An 18,938-nucleotide genomic window follows, 5' to 3' on the forward strand; every position below is an offset into this window, starting at 1 on the left:
CTCACCCTGTCGCACGCCGATACCGCTACCAGAGCGCCAGGCTGTAACCCAGGATCACTCGATTCTCATTGGTGTCGCGGGCAAAGTTGCTGGTGGCGCTGGCGTTCTGCCAACGCAGCGACACGTTCTTGAAGGTGCCGCTCTGCACCACATAGCCCAGGCTTAAATCACGCTCCCATTCGCGCCCTTCGCCGTTGAAGCCGATGACCTTGGCGTCAAAGCCCTTGGCATAACGTGTGGAGAACAACAGGCCCGGTACGCCCAGTACGGCAAAGTCATAGTCATAGCGGGCATGCCACACCCGTTCGTTGGTCTGGGAGAAGTTGGCCAGTTGGTACTCGGTGAACAGGTAGGTGTTGCTGCCGTCAACATAGGTGAAGGGTGTCGCACCGTACTGCTGCTGGTAGCCGCCGCTGAGGTTGTGGCCATTGAGGCCGTAGCCCACCCGGGTACTCAACGCACGGTTATCCACTTTGCCGGCAAGCGCCGAGCCGTCTTCGCTGGCACTGAAGTAACGGATGTCGGTCTTGAAGGTACCGGGGCCCCACTTGAAGCTGTTTTTCAAACCCAGGTAATGCTGGCGGTACAGGCTCTCCAGTTGCGCAAACTGGTAGGTGACCAGGGTGGTCGGCGTCAGCTTGTAGTCGCCGCCGGCGTAGCGAAACTCGTCGCTCCTGGCGCTGCTTTTGTAGGCGCCGTACTGGCTGGTAAGCCCCATGTCCTCGTAGTGAGTCGAGTCCCGTTGCTTGACCTGATCCAGCTGGCCCACGCTCAACGTCAGGTTGTCGATGTCTTTGGAGGTCAGCGCCGTACCACTGAAACTCTGCGGGAACAGACGGCTGAGGTTCGGCTGCAGGGTCGGCAGGTCGGGCACCATGTAGCCCACCCGCAGCTCGCTTTGGGCCAGGCGCGCCTTACCGGTGATACCGAGCTTGGAGTAGTTGTCATGGGCGCGGCGGGCATAGCTGGGGGAGCCCGGCTCGGCCACGCTCGAGCGCGCCAGCAGCCCTGTGCCTGAATTGTCCGGGCTGGAATCGAGCTTTACACCCAGCATGCCGACTGCATCCAGACCAAAACCGACGGTGCCCTCGGTGAAGCCCGACTCAAGGTTCAGGATAAAGCCCTGTGCCCACTCCTCGCGCTTGTTCTGCCCGCTGGATTCGCGGTAGTCGCGGTTGAAGTAATAGTTCTTCAGTTCAAGTGCAGCTTTGCTGTCGGAGACGAAGTCGGCCTGGGCAAACACGGGCATGAAACTGGCGCCCACGACCCCGGCACTGGTAACGACTTGGTTGATGCGGTTCTTCATGTGTAGGTTCCTGGCAGACAGGTTGAGTAAGGTTATTTTTGTTTTCTTCGGCCATGGCTTCGCCCGCTTCGCAAATCATCGATTTGCGAAGGGTTGGGGTTCTACGCCATGGCCTGGGGTGCTGCAGTCGCTAAATCACACTGGCGCGAAGGCGATAACTGCCATCCGCACGTTTCTCCAGGGGGCTGGCCGCCGCGAGGAGCCGACGGGTATAGGGGTGTTGCGGGGTGTCGAAAATACTGTCCCGCGAGCCAATTTCAACCACCTCGCCCTGGTTCATCACCGCCACGCGATGGGCGATGCGCTCCACCGCCGAGAGGTCGTGGGAGATAAACAGGCAGGCAAATCCATATTGGCGCTGCAAGCGCTCGAACAGTTCGAGGATCTGCTTCTGGATGGTCATGTCCAGCGCCGAAATCGGCTCGTCGGCAATGACCAGTTTTGGCCGACTGACCAGCGCCCGGCCAATCGCCACGCGCTGACGTTGACCACCGGAGAGTTGATGGGCAAAGCGCTCACGAAACTGCTCGGGCAAGCCCACGTCCACCAGGGTATCGGTGACCCGCTGACGCTTTTGCGCAGGGTTCAGCCCCGGCTCATGGCGCAGCGGCTCGGCGATGATCTGGCCGACGGTCATGCGCGGGTCAAGGGATGAATACGGGTCCTGGAAAATCATCTGGCATTGCAGACGATGCGCGCGGTTGGCGGCCTTGAGGATATCCACGCCTTGAAACATGATCGCCCCGGCGCAGGGCGTGACCAGCCCGACCACCGCACGTCCCAGGGTGGTCTTGCCCGAACCGCTGCCACCGACCAGCGCCAGGGTCTCCCCCGGGGCGATGCTCAGGTTCACCGAATGCACCACGCGCTTTGGCACGCTACGGCCCCAGAAACTGCGGGGGCCGGGATGTTCGATACACACATCGCGAACCTGCAACAGCGCGCTGTCTGAGGCCGGTAGTGGTACCAGCTTGCCACGGCGCGGCAACGCCTCCAGTAACTGGCGGGTGTAGTCGGCCCGGGGCGCAAACAGGATGTCTTCGATACGGCCCTGCTCCACGGCTTTGCCCGAGCGCATCACCACCACCTTGTGGGCATAACGCGCCACCAGGGACAGGTCGTGGCTGATAAACAGAATCGCGGTGCCTTGCTCGCGGGTCAATTCCAGCATCAGCTCGATCACGTCCAGCTGTGCCAGGCAATCCAGCGCGGTGGTGGGCTCGTCGGCGATCAGCAGTGCCGGGCGCAACAACATCACCGACGCGAGCATGATGCGTTGGCGCATGCCGCCGGAGAACTGGTGCGGGTAGGACGCCAGGCATTTCTCGGCGTCCTTGATGCCGATACGTTGCAGCATCGCGATACAGCGCTCGCGGATCGCGGCTGCGTCCAGGGTGGTGTGCAACTTGAGCGCCTCACTCATCTGCCGGCCTATGGTCAGAGCCGGGTTGAGCGACACCATGGGTTCCTGGAATACCATGCCGATCCGTGCCCCCCGTACCTGGCGCATGCCCTTGGGATCAGCGGTATTGAGCGCTTCGCCCTGAAAGGTGATGCGCCCGCCGCACACCTGCATCGGCGTCGGCAGCAAGCCAATGACCGCGCGGGCGGCCATGGTCTTGCCGCTGCCCGACTCGCCCACCAGCGCAACGATCTCGCCGGGAGCCATGTTGAAGCTGAAGTCATCGACGGCCAGCGGACCGTCTGCACCGACCCGAATCTGTAGATTTTCAACAGCCAGTAACGTAACTGGAGCGCTCATGCTCATGTCCTCATGCGCGGGTCGAGACGATCACGCAAGGCATCGCCGAACAGATTGATAGCCAACAAGGTCAGGCTGATAAAGATGCCCGGGAAGATCCCCAGCCATGGCGCACTGGAAATATAGGTGCGGCTTGCCGACAGCATGCTGCCCCAGGTGGCAGCGGGTGGTGGCACCCCGAGGCCAAGGAAGCTCAGCGCACTCTCCGAGAGCAAGGCCCAGCCGAACATGCTGGTGGCCAGCACACACAATGGCGCCAGACAATTGGGGGTGATGTGCCGGAACATGGTGTACAGCTCCGAGTTGCCGATCACCCGCGAGGCCTCGATAAATTCCAGTTCACGTAACGACAGCACGCTGCCACGCACCACGCGCACCACTGAGGGGGTGTAGGCGATGCCCAAGGCAAGCACGATGCCGTACTGGCTGGCACCGACGATCGCCATGATGCCCAGGGCCATGAGAATGCCGGGAAATGCCAGCAACGCATCGTTGAGCATCATCAGCACGCGGTCTGTCCAGCCCCGCAGGTAACCGGCGAGCATGCCGATCAGCGTGCCGCAGATAACCGCTACAGCTACCGAAAGCAGACTGATCCACAGGCTGGTACGCGCACCAATGATCAAACGGCTGAACACATCACGGCCGAATTCGTCGGTGCCCAGCCAATGCGCTGCGCTCGGCGGCTGCAGGCGCGACAACAGATCCAGTTTCAGCGGGTCGTACGGGGTCCACACCACACCCAGCAGAGCCAGCGCCACCAATGCCGCGAGCAAGGTGCCACCGATCAATGCATTCAGCGGCGGGTAACGCCAGGGCCGCCGAGGCTGGCAAGCCGGTTCAGCCGGCAAGGAAAGAGTCTTGAGGTTCATAGCTTCACCCTTGGATCGAACAACGGATACAGCAGATCCACCAACAGGTTGACCAACACGTAGATGCAAGTGATCAGCAGCAGGCAGCCCTGCAGCACCGGATAGTCGCGGGAGAAGATCGCATCCACCATCAGCCGGCCGATCCCCGGCAAGGTGAACACCGTCTCCAGTACCGCAATGCCGCCCAGCAGATTGCCGAGAATCAGACCGATCAGCGTCCAGGTCGGCGCAAAGGCATTACGCAAGGCGTGCCTCCACAACACCGCACTCTCGGACAAGCCCTTGGCCCGGGCATGGGCGATGTACTCCAGGCGTAGCACTTCAATGGTGCTGGCCCGTGCCATCCGCGCAATGGCACCGAACTCCACCAGGGTCAGGGTGATGATCGGCAGCACCACATAGGTCACAGCCCTCAGCGGGTCGCTGGCGAAGCCGACGTATCCGATCACCGGCAGCCAGCCCAACTGAATGCCGAAGACATACAGCAGCAGCAATCCCAGCCAGAAACTGGGCACCGACAGCAGCAGGGTCGCAGTTGCCACCAGGCCCAGGTCCATCACGCTGTTTTGCTTCCAGGCCGCGAGCAAACCCACCGGCACCGCGAGCAAGGTCGCCAGTAACACCGAAACCAGCACCACCGTGGCGCTGACACTGAAACGCTCGACCAGCAATTCCAGCACTGGCTGGCGGCTGCTGATGGACACCCCGAGATCACCACTGAGCACCGACTTGATCCAGATCAGGTACTGGCTCACCACCGAGTGATCCAGACCCAGGCTGCTGCGCATGTCGGCCAGGCTTTGCGGGTCGGCCATGTCGCCGAGCATCAGCAATGCCGGGTCGCCGGGAATCAGGCGGATCAAGGCAAATACAATCACCGAGATCAGCAACAGGGTCGGCACTGCCATGCCGAGCCTGTGCAATATGAATCGAAACATAGCTCTACGCCTTACTTGGAAGTGTCGGCCAGCTTCACGCCCCACAGGCGCGGCTTGGCAACGGGCCAGGAGCGGTAACCTTCAACGCGCTTGCCCATGGCGCCGATGGCTGTACCGTTGTAGATGACCACCAGCGGCACATCCGTGAGCATCATGCTGTGCAGCTTGTCGAACAGTGGCTGGCGTTTGGCGGGGTCGACCTCACGCTGGGCGTCGCGCAATATCGCCAGGGCCTGGGGGTTGTCCCACACTTTGCGCGGCTCCTTTTGCTTGTCGCCGATGACAGACTCATAGCTTTGCGCAGCATCAAAGCGCCCGGAATATGAAAACGACATCATCTGGTAGCTGCCGGTCTGGTAGCGCTCCAGTTGCGTGCCCCACTCCAGCGTCTCCATCTCGATATTCAGCCCCGCCGCCTGGGCCATGGCCTGGCTGAGCAAGCCCATGTCGAACATCTGCGGGTAGCGTTTATTGACCAGCATGCGGATTTTTTCACCGCCATAACCCGCCTCTTTCAACAGGCGCCGGGCCTCGTCGAGGTTGTAGGTGTAACCCTGGTGGGCGGTGGCGTCGTAATAGGGACTGGCGGTGGGGATTACCGAGTTGTTGACCACCGACAAACCATCGGACAACGCCGCAACCATCTGCGCGTAATCCAGGGACAGCGCCACCGCTCGACGAATACGCACGTCCTTGAGCAGCGGGTCATTGGTCTGGAACAGCAGGCCGCTGATGGTCATGATCGGGCTGACCTGTATCTGCAGGTTCTTGACCTGTTTGAGCTGTGCTGCGTCCATCGCCGTTACATCCGGCAGCAGGTCCACGCCACCAGACAGTAACGCGGCCTTGGCCGACGCCGAATCGGGGATCACCTCGAAACGCACCTTGTCGACAAACGCCTGCTTGTTGCCGGTGTAACCGTCCGCCTCGGCCTCGGCACGGGGGCTGTAGTCCTTGAAGCGATCCAGCTCGACGTACTGGCCTTTCTGCCATTTGCCCAGGCTGAACGGCCCGGTGCCAATCGGTGCGCGCCAACTGCCATCGGCGGCCAGGGAATCCGGGTGCACAATGCCGCTGCCGGCGCAATCCGGGCGGGCCATTGCCGCCAGGAACAAGCCGTTGGCCTGGTCCAGCTGGAACACCACGGTTTTCGGGTCGGGAGTGGCCACATCGACAATTTTCGCCGCCCCGCGGCCATCGAACTCCGCCAGGCAGCGCCACTGGGTCTTGGGGTCCAGATAGCGTTGCCAGGTCCATTGCACATCCCGGGCCGTCAACAACTGACCATTTTGAAAGTGCACCCCGTCACGCAGGGTAAAGGTGTAGCGCAGGCCGTCCGGCGATATGTCCACCGCACTGGCAAGCAGTGGCGCGATGCTGGTGTCTTCGCGATACGCCACCAGCCCTTCGACGATATGCATCATCACCGCGTCGGTATTGTCGTCGCGGTTGACGCCCGGGTCGGTGCTGCGGATATCACCATTGAGGCCAACACTGATGACCTTGTCTTGCGCGACGGCCATGGACACTGTGCACGCCGACATTGCGACGGCCAGCGCCGTCTTTACGTAACTGTTCACGGGAGAAAGACTCCTTGAAGAAATATTCCGGTCGGTGGCGAGGGCCAAGGCAGGACCGGCATCAGAATGAGTGAATCCTTGATTATTGTTATACGGTCTGTTCTGAGTGCAGCTACCAGCGTTGTATCAGCCAAGGCTGCGCTTGTGGCGCAAGACCCTGGCGAAAAAATCCTGGGCAGCCGGCATGGCCTTGATGCCCTGGTGGGCCACATTGGGTAGCAGGTCGAAATGCACCTGCACCCCGGCGGCTTCAAAACTTTGCTTCAAGGCCGCCAGGCGTTCCGGACGAGTACGTCCGGCGGAGTTGGCGCCGGCCATGTAGTGTTTGCCGCCTTCGCGGTGGGTGATTTCCCAGGTTTCAAGGTCGGAATCGCCCACCACCATGTGCACCGGCAGTTGCTGCAAGGCTTGCAGGTTCAGCGGTTTACCGAAGCGCGCGGCGAAGTCCCGCACCCCGACCCACCAGTCCTGGTCGGCATCCAGCAAGGTGACAGAACCCGGCGCGCCAATAGATGCCGCCCAGAGTTTTTCGGGGTGCAGATAGCAGAAGCGATGGCTGAATTGCCCGCCGCCGGAATAACCGAACAGGGCGAAGGTCTCAAAGCGGCGACCGTAACGTTTGCCGACGCTGGCGATCATGTCGAGCAAGACCTTGTCGTAGCGAATATCGCCTTCGACCATCTGCTTGTAACCGTCCCCATTGTCGTCACCCAGCACGCCGACCGGGAACAGCGGCGACAGAATCACGCAATCGTTCCAGCGACCAAATTCCGCGAAGCCATTGCGGTAGATTTCCATCGCCCGGGTAGAACCGTGCAGCGAGACCACGAGGTCAACCGGCCGGGTGCTGTCTTCGATGGCCTCGGGCACATACAGGGTGTAGGCAAAACGGCTGTCCTGCTGGTGCGAGTAAACCGTGGTTGCACCGAGGTGATAGACGTTTTTGGCAGCGCGCAAGGCCGCGTCGAGGGTGTTGTTATCAGGATTGCTCATGGGGAAAGTTCGCCGAATCAGTTCGGACTTGAGTATTGTTCGGCGGCTATAAAAAGAAAAACTAATTTAACTTTATCAATAGTAAACATTATCTTTACTATTAATCCCCTGCCCTCGCTACAGGTCTGCCCATGAGCAACATGCGTTTTTTCAAGACGTTTATCGCCGTCGCCGAGTACGGCAGCTTCGCTGCCGCCGCCGACCGCGTGGCCCTTACCAACGCCGCCGTTGGCCAGCAAATGCGTGCCCTTGAAGAAGAGATGCGTCGGCCGTTGTTCGACCGCAGCCAGCGACAGATCAAGTTGAGCCGCGATGGCGTGTTGCTGCTGCCCAAAGCCAAGCGCTTGCTGGAGGACTACGAGCAGATGATCGCCGAAGCCCCTGACGGTCTGGCCATGGAGGGCGAAGTGTCCATTGGCGGCATTACCTCCGGTATGGGCCTGCTCGCCAATTGCTTGGTGCAACTGAAAAAGCTGCACCCGCGGATATCGGTCAACCTGATGACCGCCCGCTCCGATGAAGTGGTCAACCTGGTGCATGCCGCCAAGCTCGACGCCGCCTTGCTGATCGAAACCGCGCGGCAGAATTTCGATGGCTTGAGCTGGACCCTGCTCTACAACGAACCCATCGTCATGCTTGCCAACGCTACACAAACCGCCGGCATCAACGACGCCGTGGAACTGCTCAGAACCCAGCCGTTTATTCGCTACGACAGGTCCACGGCAGTGGGCCGCAAAGTGCAGTCGATCATCAAGAGCGAATCCATCGAGCCGTTGGAGATTCTGGAACTCAACTCGATCATTGGCATCGCTGACCTGGTTCGCCAGCAAGTCGGTGTGGCAATCGTGCCGTTGCTGAAGAACTTTGACTGGGACAAAGACCCTTGCCTGCGGGTGCTGCCGTTGCCGGGCGACCTGGCGGTACGCCGGGTGGGGATATTGGAGCAAGGCACCAAAAGTGCGATTACCGGGGAGATTCGCAAGTTGCTGATGCAGGCGGTGGCGAAGTGAGCTTTTTGCAGCTTTGCCGGTAGCGTCAGGCGTATCGGGCTCGAGTCCGATCGCTGTTGAAGCGGACTCTGGCGGCGGACACCGCCAGAGGTTTTACTCCGCCTGTCAGTTAGAAGTCCACCGACGCGGAGAGCTCAAAGGTACGTGGCGCCCCCAGGCCCAGGCTGGACAACAACGGCGTGCCCCAGTAGGCCTTGTCGGTCAGGTTGGTGACACTGGCGCGCAACGTCACCGGGCGACTGGCTACGCGGGTGGCATAGCGTGTGCCCAGGTCAAAGATCGTATAGCCAGGTATCGATTGCGTGTTGTCGTCGCTGATGTACTGCTTTGACACTGATGTCGCATTGGCGGTCAGGGTTAAACCGTCGAGTACCGGTGTGTCCCATTCCACGCCCAGCTTTCCTTGCAGCTTGGGCAAGCCGGTGGCCGTCTTGCCCTGGTTGACGCCGCCCTCGGTCTTGGTGATTTTCGGGTCCACATGAGCCACGCCCCCCATCAGGCGCACATTGTCCAGCGGTGAGCCGAAGAATCCCCACTCGACACCCCGGTTACGCTGTTCGCCACCAAACGAAAAGATATTGCTGTTCGGGTCCAGATAGCTGCTGGGACGCTTGATTTCATACAGGCTGAGGGTGTGGGTGAAGTCACCAAGATCGACCTTGAGCCCGACCTCTTTTTGCTTGGACTTGTAGGGCGCGAATACATCTCCCGCATTCGCGGCCGTCATCGGTGCGGTCGCCCCCTGGCTCAGGCCTTCGATGTAGTTGGCATACAAAGACACATGCTCGCTGAGTTTGACCAGCAACGCCGCCGCAGGCGTGGTGGCCTCTTCGTCATAACGGTCTGTGCGCGCCCCGGTAGTCACACTGAAACTGTCGGTGAGCACTTGCTGACGGCGCACGCCAAGGGTCAGTTGCACCTGTTCCTCCAGAACCGACAGCGTATCCGCCACGCCGTAGCTGGTCAGACGGCTTTCGTTATGGGCAATGTAGGGAAAATCGGTGGGCGCAGCCGGGCCCCAGACCGGGTTGTAGATATTGGTCACCCAGTCTGCACCCGGCACCGAGCGGCGCCCGAAGTCCTTTTGGGTATCGCCGTAGTGCGTGGCATTCAAGGACCATTGATGCTTGATGGCCGCCGTCTGGAAGTGGCCCTTCAAGCCAACCTCCCCCGAGGTCTTCTCGAGTTCCATTTTCAACTGGCCCATGCTGGTCCTGAAGTCGCCCGCATCGTTAAACACAGTGGCCAGCATCGTGCCGCTGTAGGTGTAGCGGGTCCTGCTGGCGCCGTAGGCCGCATAAGCCATCAGGCTGTCAGTCAGGTCGTACTCACCGCGCACTATCGCCCCCCGGTCTTTAGTCTGCACATACGCCCAGTCGGGGTTCAGCAGAGTGTCGGCCTTGGGCGGTTTGGGCACTGCCACGCCGGAGGCCAGGTTGATCCCCCGGTTCTGCCCGCGAATACGGTCTTCACTTTCATACAGGTCGGCGGAGAGGCGAGCACGCTCGCCGCGCCAGTCCAGACCCAGCGACGTCAGTTCGGCCTTCTGCTCCTGGTGATTGATCGCTCCGTCGCCATCACGGTAAACACCGTTGAAACGGATGCCGAACTGCTGGTCCTCGCCAAACCGCCGGCCCACATCCAGATGCCCGCCAAACTGGGCATCCGACATGTAGGTGCCGGTCAGCCGCGTCAACGGTTCATCGCCAGCACGCTTGGGTACCAGGTTGACGCTGCCGCCTACCGAGCCGCCGGGCGGCATGCCATTAAGCAGTGCAGACGGGCCTTTGAGCACCTCGATGCGCTCGTACATTTCCGGCGAAATCCGGTAGTACGGCGCGACGCCATACAAACCACCGATGGTCACGTCGCTGATGTCACTGGCGAAGCCACGGATGGAGTAGTTCTCACTGAAGGTGCCGGTCAGGCCGTTGCTGAACACTGAAGGATCAGTGGCAGCAATCACCTGAGTGATGTTTTGCGCCTGACGGTCGGCGATGTACTTCTCCGTGTAGCTGACGGTGCTGAACGGCGTTTCCATGAAGTCCTTGTTACCCAGCAGGCCGACACGGCTGCCGTACGCCACCTGCCCGCCGGCATAGGTGGGCGGCAGCCCGGAAGGCAATAGCATTTCGCCCTCCACCAGGGTGGCGGGCAGCGTGGAGACACCCTCTTCTTCACTGGTCGTGCTCTGGGCATAAGCCGGCAAGCCGGTTGCGGCCAGGGTCAGGCCCAGTAGTACACCCTGTACGGCGGCGGCAGTGCGATTCAAGGCAAAGACTGCGCGTGGTGGCGCAATGCGGGTTTGAAAGTGGCGTTTACGCACGCTATGACTCCGTTCAATTGAGAAGGTATTTGTTGTGTTGAATCTGAATCTAAAGAATGGTTTTAATGAGAATCGATAACCATCAAAGGCGTAAGCGGCTACGGCCTGGCCCCCTTTAGCGCTGATAGCCCTTTTCGACGTCGTCGATGATCAATTTCAGTGAGGTCGGACTGGCCCCGGTCACGTACCAGGCCTGGGCATCGACAAAGATCACCCGCCCGTTTTTCCAGGCCTTGGTCTGGCGCAGCAGCGGGTTATCCATGCTTCGGGCATCCATCACCGGTCGACGCTCCATCACTGCCGTGCGGTCGACGACGAAGATGATGTCGGGGTTGGCCTGCAGGATGAATTCGCTGGAAATCGGCTGGCCATGCAGGCCGGTTTCGGCATTCGGGCCTGCCGGCTTCACCCCCAGGGCACTGAAGATGAAGCCGTAGCGCGACTGCACGCCGAAGGAGTTGAAGGCGCCATTGTTGTGCAAAACCACCAATGCTTTGTCGGGGCGCCCCGCAGTGATACGCCTGACCTCCTCGACCCGGGTGTCCAGTTCGTTGACCTTCTGGCGGGCGAGCGTCTGCCGGGCGAAGACGTCTCCCAACGTCATCAGGTGCTCCCTGATGACGTCGATGTGGCGCGCCTGGCTATCGCGATAGTCGACATCAAAATGAAGGGTCGGGGCCATCTCGCTCAATTCCTCAAAGCGATTGGCCTGCAGCGATGTAATCAGTATCAGATCAGGCCGGGCGCCATGAACGCGTTCCAGATTGGGCTGCACGATCGAGCCCACGTCCTCGACGCTCGCTGCATCCTTGTAGCGGGCAAGAAAATGCGGGACGAAATCCTTTGGCATCGCCGCCACAGGTACCCCCAACTGGTCGAGAAAATCGACCTCGTTCATGTCCAGGGCGACCACCCGTTGTGGCGAATGGTCGATCCGGGTCGTGCCCAGTTGGTGTTGCACTGTGACAGGGGTGTAAGCCGCTGCTGATGATTGTGGGGATGGTGCTTGGGCGGACTTTTCGTTACATGCACAGAGTGCGGCAGTCACGGCGATCAGCAAGGCCGACGCCCACCTGCGGTGTGTGTGATGGCTGGACATGGGGGATCTCTTTATGGGTTGAAGTAGTTGCACAGGCGCCCGCGCTGACCCTGTGTGATATCGAAAGCCAGACCGTAGAGTTCACCCAGGCGCGCCTCGGTAATCACCTCGGCAACGCTGCCGGCGCAATACACCGCACCCTCCTTCATCGCAACGATGTGGTCGGAATAGCTGGCGGCAAAATTGATGTCATGCACCACCAGGATGACGGTGCGCCCTTGCTCATCGCACAGGCGGCGCAGCGCACGCATGATCTGCACGGCGTGCTTGATATCGAGGTTGTTCAGCGGCTCATCCAGCAACAGATAGTCCGTCTGCTGGGCGATGGTCATCGCCAGAAAGGCCATTTGCCGTTGCCCGCCGCTGAGTTCGTCGAGGTAGGCATGGCGCAGGGGTTCCAGGGACAGGAACGCAATGGCTTCGTCGATCACCCGCTGGTCTTCGCGGGTCAACGCACCACGGCTGTAGGGAAAGCGCCCGAACGCGACCAGCTCCTCCACCGTCAGGCGCAGATTGAAGTCCGGCGCCTGACGCAGGGTCGCAACCCGCCTGGCGTATTCACCTATATCAATGCCTGCAACCGGGCGGCCCTCGATACGCACTTCACCACGGCCAGGCGCCGTCAGCCGCGCGATCATCAGCAGCAGCGTGGTCTTGCCCGCGCCATTCGGGCCAATAAGCGAAGTCAGGCTCCGGGCCGGAAAACAGGCATCTACGCCCTTCAGTACGGCCTTGGCGCCATAGGCCTTGTGGATGTCGTGGACAGTGATCATGGGGCTCCTCGGGTACGAACCATCAGCACCAGGAAATAGCCGCCGCAGACCAGATTGACCAGAATGCCGACGGTGGTTTTGTAGTTGAAAACATGCTCGACCAGCAGTTGCGCGGTGATGAACATGCCGGTGGCTATCGCGCCCCCCAGTGGCAGCGTGACGCGGTGCCTGAAGGTGCGTGCCAGGGCGTAGGTGATGTTTGCCACGAACACCCCCATAAAAGCCGTGGGCCCGAGCAGGCTGGTGGACACAGCGACCAGGATCGCGATCAGCGCGAGATGCAGGCGTACATTGCGCCGATAGTCGACCCCCAGAGAAACGGCCTGGTCGCGTCCCAGAGAAAGCACATCGAGGGTCGGCAAGGTCTTGCGTCCCAGCAGGCAAACCGCCCCCACCAGCAGTCCCGAAAAGAGCAACTGCAAGGGTTGGGCCCGGTTGAAAGAGGCTTGGCTGAAGCCCTGCAGGATCGAGAACTCGCCAGGGCTGACCTTGAGCTGGACAAACTGGGTAAAGGTGCTGATCAACAGGGTCAGTACAAACCCCACCAGCAGCAGGAAATACACGTTGCTCTTGCCATCGCGGAACAACCAGCGATGGATGCCCCACGAATAGCCGAGCATCAGCAGCACCGAGAGCACAAAGTTGCCGTTGACCCCGAGCAGCACCAGACTGGCGCTGCCCATAAATAGAATCAGCAAGGCCTGCCACAGCAAGTAGACAGCCTCATAGCCCATGATCGCCGGCGTCAGTATCCGGTTGCCGGTAAGGGTCTGGAATGTGATCGACGACCAGGCAATAGCTGCTCCGCCGATCAGCATGGCCGTCAGCCGCGCGATCCGCTTGGGGATCACATAGTCAAAGTCCAGGCCCGAGTGCAGGAACACGAAGATGAGCGCCAGCGTCACCACCACAATCCATACCGCGTGCCGGGGTTGCAGGCGCATCATCTGTACCTCCGGATGATCAACGCGAGGAACAGCACCCCGCCCACGCTGCCCGCGGTCAGGCCGATAGGCACCTCGAACGGGTAGATCAGCAGCCGCCCGAGGATGTCGCAGACCAGCAGCAGGCACGCGCCGCCCAGCGCAACGATGGGCAGCGTGCGCCTGAGGTTGTCGCCATAACGCAGCGCCACCAGATTGGGAATGACCAGCCCGACAAAGGGGATCGAACCGACAGTGATGACAGTGGCCGATACGGTGACGGCCACCAGCAGCAAGCCCAGCGCCACCCAGGCCAGATAGTTGAGACCCAGACTCGTGGCCATGCCCTCCCCCATGCCCAACAGGGTGAAACGCCGGGCATACAGGTAGGTCAACCCGACAATCGGCAAGATCAGGTAGATGATTTCGTAACTGCCCTGCACGACCCGGGAAAAGTCCCCCAGCAGCCAGCCCTGCATGCTTTGCATGATGTTGTTGCGATAGGCGTAGAACTCGGCAATGGCGCTCAGCACGCCGCCATACATCAGGCCGATGACCGGAACCAGTACCGAGCCCTTGAACTGGATGCGCCGTATGATCAGGACAAAAATCAGACCCGCGGCGAAGCTCAACAGCAACGCGAACAGCATTCGGGCCGGGGCACCCGCGCCAGGGGCGAGCACCAGCGACATCAGGATACCGAGCCTGGCCGCGTCCAGCCCGCCCGTGGTACCGGGTTCGACGAACTTGTTACGCACAATGTGCTGCAGGATCACCCCGCACACAGCCAGGCCAACCCCCGTCAGCACCAGCGCCGCCAGGCGTGGCAGGCGGCTGGCCGTCAGTGTCAGCCAGGCATCGCCCGACAACGACAACAACTGCCCCCACTCCAGCTGTCGAGCCCCGACCAGCAGGGACGCCCCGCACAAGATGGCAAACCACCATAGCCAGCGTGCGGTCATCAGGCTTGCTCGCTGTTGGACGGCACGGCGATCCGCCAGCCTCTGGCAGCCCGACGCTGTTCCAGAAAATGCGCATAACGCCCGCCACTGGCGCGCAATGCCGCAGGCGTGCCCTGCTCAACCAGTTGGCCTTTGTCGAGCACCACAATCTGGTCTGCCATCGACACCGTAGATAGCTGGTGGGCAATCACCACCACCGTGTGTCGACCGCGCAGACTGGAGAGCGTCCGGGCAATTACTGACTGATTCTGCGCATCCAGGGCGGCGGTGGCCTCGTCCACCAGCAGAATGGGCGCATTCTTGATCAGCGCACGGGCAATGGTGATGCGCTGGCGTTCGCCACCCGACAGCCTTGCACCGCCCTCGCCGACCGGTGTGTCGATGCCCAGGGGCAAACGTTCGATAAGGTCACCCAGACCGGCCTGCTGTGCAGCGTCGAGGATTTCACCAAAACTGGCAGCCGGACTGCCGATGCGGATGTTGTCGGCAATGCTGCCCTGAAACAGATAGGTGTCCTGGAAAATCTGACTGATTCGGGCGGACAGTTGTGAACTGGACATCTGTCGCACGTCCACGCCGCCGATCAGTACGCTGCCCTGGGTTGCATCGAAGAACCGCGCGATCAAACGCACCAGGGTGGTCTTGCCAGAGCCCGAAGCGCCCACCAATGCGGTCATGCTGCCGGGCTCGATGCGCAGGCTGATGCCACTCAGCACATCCGGCTGATCATGGGCATAACGCAGGCTCACCTGGCGAAACTCGACAGAATTGTCCGCCGGGGCCAATGGCTGATCCGGCTCCGGCAAGGGCTCGACCGCGAAAATGCTCTGCACCTCTGCAAGCTGGCCGTACGCCCCCCGCAGGATCTCGGCATAGCTGGCCACCTCCAGCAGCGGATCGATGAAGCGGCTGGTCAATAACAACGCGACAACCACCGCAATCACCGTACCGCTTTGCTGTGCGATGTCCTGATTCGCGTTGAGCCACAGGGCTGCGGCGATCAGCAGGGCCGCGAAAACGGCCTGCACCACCCAGGCGTTGAGCACTACCGAAAGAGTGGACTGATAGATCAGGCGCATGCCGGAGCGGCGCTGCTGGTCAAGGGCCTGTTCCAGAAGTTGCGTACTGGCGCCCTCGCCATTGAAGGCGCGCAGTACCGACTGGGCCTGGGCAAACTCGACCATGCGCTGGCTGGCGTCGGCAAAATGGTGCTGGTACGTACGGTCGGCGCGTTGTCCCAGGCGAGCGGTCAACCACAATGCCACGCACAGAACGGGCAGGCCGAGCAACGCAATCAGGCCCAGCGACCAGTGCAGTAAAAATAGTGCGACCACAACCACCAGCGGCGTCACGGCGCCGCTGATCACTGGGGTTAATACATGCGCCGGCAACTGAGCTACCGCCATCATGCCCTGGGTAATCACATGCCCGAGGCGACTGGTGTTTTGCGCGGTAAACCAGCCCACGGGCAGACGCGCGACATGCTCGCCGATGCGCTGCCGCGCCCCCTGCAGTATGGCCACGCCGACTGCCACCCCCGCCCTGTCCAGCTGAAGCCGCCACGCCCAGCAAATGGCCACGCCGGCCAGCATCAGGCCGAGCCACAGCGCAGCCCCTCGCACATCGCCGGCCAGCAAGTGATCCAGCACCGGCACCAGCGTGGTGAGGGTCAAGCCGCTTAGCAGGCCATATAACACTGCCATCCAGACGTAGCGGTGCAAGACCGGCGCATCTTTATCCAGTAGTTGAACAAGGGGATTCAGCATGACGACACCGCCAGATCTGCAGATTGTGAATAGCCACCCTGCGCCCACAAGTGGGCATAGAGCCCCTTGCCTGCGAGCAGTTCTTCATGGCGGCCCTGTTCATGAACAATGCCGTTGTCGAGCACGATGATCTGGTCGGCAAGCATGATGCTGTCGAGCCGGTGGGCAATGACCAGCAGGGTTCGGCCGCGGGCAAAGCGCGACAACGCTTCCTGGATTGCGACTTCGCTTTCAGCGTCGGCTGCTGCCGTGGGTTCGTCGAGCACCAGAACGGGGGGATCGAGCAGCACGGCGCGGGCGATGCTCACACGCTGCTGCTCGCCGCCGGAAAACTGCGCATCTTCACCGATCACCGAGTCATAGCCGCGGGGTAAATCCAGAATGCGCTGGTGGATGTTGGCGATGCGCGCGGCGTCCTCGATCTGTTGCTGGCTGGCCGATGGTCTGCCCAGCGCAATGTTGTCGCGCACGCTGGCATGGATCAGGCGCACCTCCTGCAAGACAAAACCGATATGCCGGTAGAGGTTGCAGGTTTCAATCTCGCGCAGATCCACGCCGCCCAGAGTGATGCGCCCTTGCGTGGGGTCGAAGAAGCGCAGCAGCAGCCGCGCCAGGGTCGACTTGCCGGAGCCCGAGCGCCCGACGATGGCTGTGGTGGTGCCGGGCTTGAGCGTGAAGCTGACATCCGCGAGGACCTGGCGTGCGCTGTCATAGCCGTAGCTGACACCTTCGAAGCGGATCTCGTTTCCCTTTGGCGACTGCTGCAGGCCGGGGGCCGGTTGCTCCAGCACGGGGGTATCCAGCAGGGCCTCAACACGCCGGGCAGCACCGGCTGCGTGGTTAAGGTCATGGGTGATGTAGTGCAGCAACAGCAGCGGCCCGCACAACCCCGGCGTCACCAGGGCAAACGGCAGCACATCCGGCGCCGCGATCCAGCCCAGGCCCACGAACACCGTACCGGACACCAGCACTACGCCGAGAACCGTAACCGGGGCAATCATTGCGTTGGCATTGGCCATCGGAGCCACCAGAGGCCGGGTGAATCCGATAAAGGCCAGGGCGAAGGCATCAATTGCTTCGCGGTAGCTGCTGTGTGCCCTGGTACCGGTACTGAATGACTTGACCACCGCGATGCCGTTGACGAACTCGACCACCGAGTTATCGATGCGCCCCATACCGGCGGTGAACGCCTGCATGTTGGTCTGGCTGGCCTTCATCGCCCGGGCAAAAAACAGGAAGAATCCGGGGAACGGCAGGATCGAGACAATGGCCATGCGCCAGTCCATGGTGAACAGGTAGATCAGCGAGATCAGAACCGCGCCGGCCGCACGCCCCGATGTCGTGAAGAAATGCGCGGTAAGGCTGTGCAATGTGTTGATGTCGTCCTGCATCGCCTGCTTGACCTCGCCCGACGCCCGACTGGTGAACCAGCCCAGGGGCACGCTGCTGAGTCGCTGCACAAGCGCCCGGCGCAGGTGATGGGTAATGCGGTTGTCCGCCAGGTGGGCGAGCAGTTCTGCGCCGGATATCAGCAACATCCCGGCGCACAGGCTGGCCACTCCTGCGATCAGCGCCCTCCACACCTGTGCCGGGTCAAGCCCGTTATCAGCCAACGCCATTTTGCCGATATGGGCGATACCGGCCAGCGGCACCAGCGTGAGCATCGCGCCCGCTGCCGCGAGCAGGCCGGCAACGATCAGGCGTCCACGCACAGGATGCAGTATCTGGCTGATCGGGCCGCGCACCCTGGTTTTGGCCGGGGCCGTGTCATGAGTGTCCATAGAGTTCAAATGTCCGGAAATTCAGAAGAGAGGGATGGTTCACGCCTGCCTTGGGGGGAATGTAAGGAGCGCTTGATCACATGAAACGGCCTCCTGAATCAGAAACTTAATTAGTTGCATGACTATAAACTAATTTGCGAAATGCTGGCAAGACAGCTACAAGACTGTCACCACCGTTCAAGGATCCGTCATGACAGCGCCACAACCACCTGCTACCCGCGGGCGTCCCCGCACCATCACCCGGGAACGTATTGTCGAAGCAGGCATTGAGATCGGCTTGCCGAGCATTACCTTTGTCGGCGTTGCTGCCGCATTGGGGATCAGCCATATGGCGCTCTACAAGCACGTTGCCAACCTGGATGCACTCAAAAGCATGGTCGCCGAGGAGATCTTCACCCGCTGGCAGATCCCCCGGGCCGACGCTGAGCGGCGTAGCGGCTTGAAGGAATACATGATTGTGTTTGCCACCTCGGTGCGGGTGTTCGTCAAGGCCCACCCCGGGCTGACGCCTTACGTCATCCGCAGGCTGGCCGCGACACAACCGATGCTCGCCAAGATCGAAGAGCATCAGAGCCATATCGCCCAGGTCTATGGCATTTCAAAGCAACACGCGCGCTGGTTGCTGGCGACGGTGGCCTTCCACGGTATTGCCGTGGCCGACACCGTGTACTCGGTTACCGGCCGGGGGGCCGAAGAGGCTGAACGTGCAGCGGAAGAAGCCGAGATGGAGGCCGAGCTGGCCCAGGGCATGCACGCACTCATCGTCGGAGCGCTGGTTTTGCTTGAGCAAGACGCTCACGGTGATTGCCTGATCGCCCAGCCCCGGTCATAGGCCGGGTTCCGGGGC

Annotated in this window: 15 protein-coding genes; 2 read left to right on the plus strand and 13 right to left on the minus strand. The window is 61.2% G+C overall.

Annotation, left to right across the window (positions count from 1 at the left end; translation table 11 throughout):
- Nucleotides 1-25: 25 nt before the first annotated feature.
- The 6 genes from WG29040_RS02325 to WG29040_RS02350 form a co-directional block, all read right to left on the minus strand.
- Nucleotides 26-1,306 (minus strand): OprD family porin, encoded by a 1,281-nt coding sequence (locus WG29040_RS02325; protein ID WP_010656587.1) that lies wholly within the window; start codon nucleotides 1,304-1,306, stop codon nucleotides 26-28.
- 130 nt (nucleotides 1,307-1,436) lie between these two features.
- Nucleotides 1,437-3,068 (minus strand): ABC transporter ATP-binding protein, encoded by a 1,632-nt coding sequence (locus WG29040_RS02330; protein ID WP_127195589.1) that lies wholly within the window; start codon nucleotides 3,066-3,068, stop codon nucleotides 1,437-1,439.
- Nucleotides 3,069-3,070: 2 nt separating this feature from the next.
- Nucleotides 3,071-3,940, minus strand: coding sequence for an ABC transporter permease (locus tag WG29040_RS02335; protein ID WP_003445257.1), 870 nt, complete (start codon nucleotides 3,938-3,940; stop codon nucleotides 3,071-3,073).
- Nucleotides 3,937-4,878 (minus strand): ABC transporter permease, encoded by a 942-nt coding sequence (locus WG29040_RS02340; RefSeq protein ID WP_127195590.1) that lies wholly within the window; start codon nucleotides 4,876-4,878, stop codon nucleotides 3,937-3,939. The genes WG29040_RS02335 and WG29040_RS02340 overlap by 4 nt, the downstream gene beginning before the upstream one ends.
- Nucleotides 4,879-4,889: 11 nt before the next feature.
- Nucleotides 4,890-6,458: an ABC transporter substrate-binding protein gene (locus WG29040_RS02345; protein WP_003445254.1), complete on the minus strand. Its 1,569-nt coding sequence runs from the start codon at nucleotides 6,456-6,458 to the stop codon at nucleotides 4,890-4,892.
- 126 nt (nucleotides 6,459-6,584) lie between these two features.
- Nucleotides 6,585-7,451 carry a hypothetical protein gene (locus tag WG29040_RS02350; protein ID WP_003445253.1) on the minus strand — a complete coding sequence of 289 codons (867 nt, stop codon included), beginning with the start codon at nucleotides 7,449-7,451 and terminating at the stop codon, nucleotides 6,585-6,587.
- Between the two features lie 131 nt (nucleotides 7,452-7,582).
- Between WG29040_RS02350 and WG29040_RS02355 the strand changes: the two genes are divergently transcribed.
- Nucleotides 7,583-8,461, plus strand: coding sequence for a LysR family transcriptional regulator (locus WG29040_RS02355; protein WP_003445252.1), 879 nt, complete (start codon nucleotides 7,583-7,585; stop codon nucleotides 8,459-8,461).
- Nucleotides 8,462-8,570: 109 nt separating this feature from the next.
- Here WG29040_RS02355 and WG29040_RS02360 read toward each other — a convergent pair whose 3' ends face one another.
- From WG29040_RS02360 to WG29040_RS02390, 7 genes are all read right to left on the minus strand, one after another.
- Entirely contained in the window at nucleotides 8,571-10,787 is a 2,217-nt protein-coding gene (locus tag WG29040_RS02360; protein WP_003445251.1) for a TonB-dependent siderophore receptor, read from the minus strand.
- Nucleotides 10,788-10,902: 115 nt separating this feature from the next.
- A complete protein-coding gene (locus WG29040_RS02365; RefSeq protein ID WP_127195591.1) occupies nucleotides 10,903-11,886 on the minus strand; it encodes a siderophore ABC transporter substrate-binding protein in 984 nt (327 codons plus the stop codon).
- Nucleotides 11,887-11,897: 11 nt separating this feature from the next.
- Nucleotides 11,898-12,659: an ABC transporter ATP-binding protein gene (locus tag WG29040_RS02370; RefSeq protein ID WP_010656592.1), complete on the minus strand. Its 762-nt coding sequence runs from the start codon at nucleotides 12,657-12,659 to the stop codon at nucleotides 11,898-11,900.
- A complete protein-coding gene (locus WG29040_RS02375; RefSeq protein ID WP_003445246.1) occupies nucleotides 12,656-13,603 on the minus strand; it encodes an iron chelate uptake ABC transporter family permease subunit in 948 nt (315 codons plus the stop codon). Before WG29040_RS02375 ends, WG29040_RS02370 begins: the two co-directional genes overlap by 4 nt.
- The gene (locus WG29040_RS02380; RefSeq protein ID WP_003445243.1) at nucleotides 13,603-14,544 is read right to left on the minus strand and encodes an ABC transporter permease; all 942 of its coding nucleotides are present in this window, start codon (nucleotides 14,542-14,544) and stop codon (nucleotides 13,603-13,605) included. The genes WG29040_RS02375 and WG29040_RS02380 overlap by 1 nt, the downstream gene beginning before the upstream one ends.
- Nucleotides 14,544-16,310, minus strand: a complete 1,767-nt coding sequence (locus WG29040_RS02385; protein ID WP_127195592.1) for an ABC transporter ATP-binding protein — start codon at nucleotides 16,308-16,310, stop codon at nucleotides 14,544-14,546. The genes WG29040_RS02380 and WG29040_RS02385 overlap by 1 nt, the downstream gene beginning before the upstream one ends.
- Entirely contained in the window at nucleotides 16,304-18,091 is a 1,788-nt protein-coding gene (locus WG29040_RS02390) for an ABC transporter ATP-binding protein (RefSeq protein ID WP_127195593.1), read from the minus strand. The genes WG29040_RS02385 and WG29040_RS02390 overlap by 7 nt, the downstream gene beginning before the upstream one ends.
- A gap of 190 nt (nucleotides 18,092-18,281) precedes the next feature.
- On the opposite strand from WG29040_RS02390, the gene WG29040_RS02395 reads away from it, so the two are divergent.
- Nucleotides 18,282-18,923 carry a TetR/AcrR family transcriptional regulator gene (locus WG29040_RS02395; RefSeq protein ID WP_127195594.1) on the plus strand — a complete coding sequence of 214 codons (642 nt, stop codon included), beginning with the start codon at nucleotides 18,282-18,284 and terminating at the stop codon, nucleotides 18,921-18,923.
- Nucleotides 18,924-18,938 lie beyond the last annotated feature (15 nt).

Source organism: Pseudomonas sp. PAMC 29040 (assembly GCF_003994535.1).
Taxonomy (GTDB): domain Bacteria; phylum Pseudomonadota; class Gammaproteobacteria; order Pseudomonadales; family Pseudomonadaceae; genus Aquipseudomonas; species Aquipseudomonas paraversuta.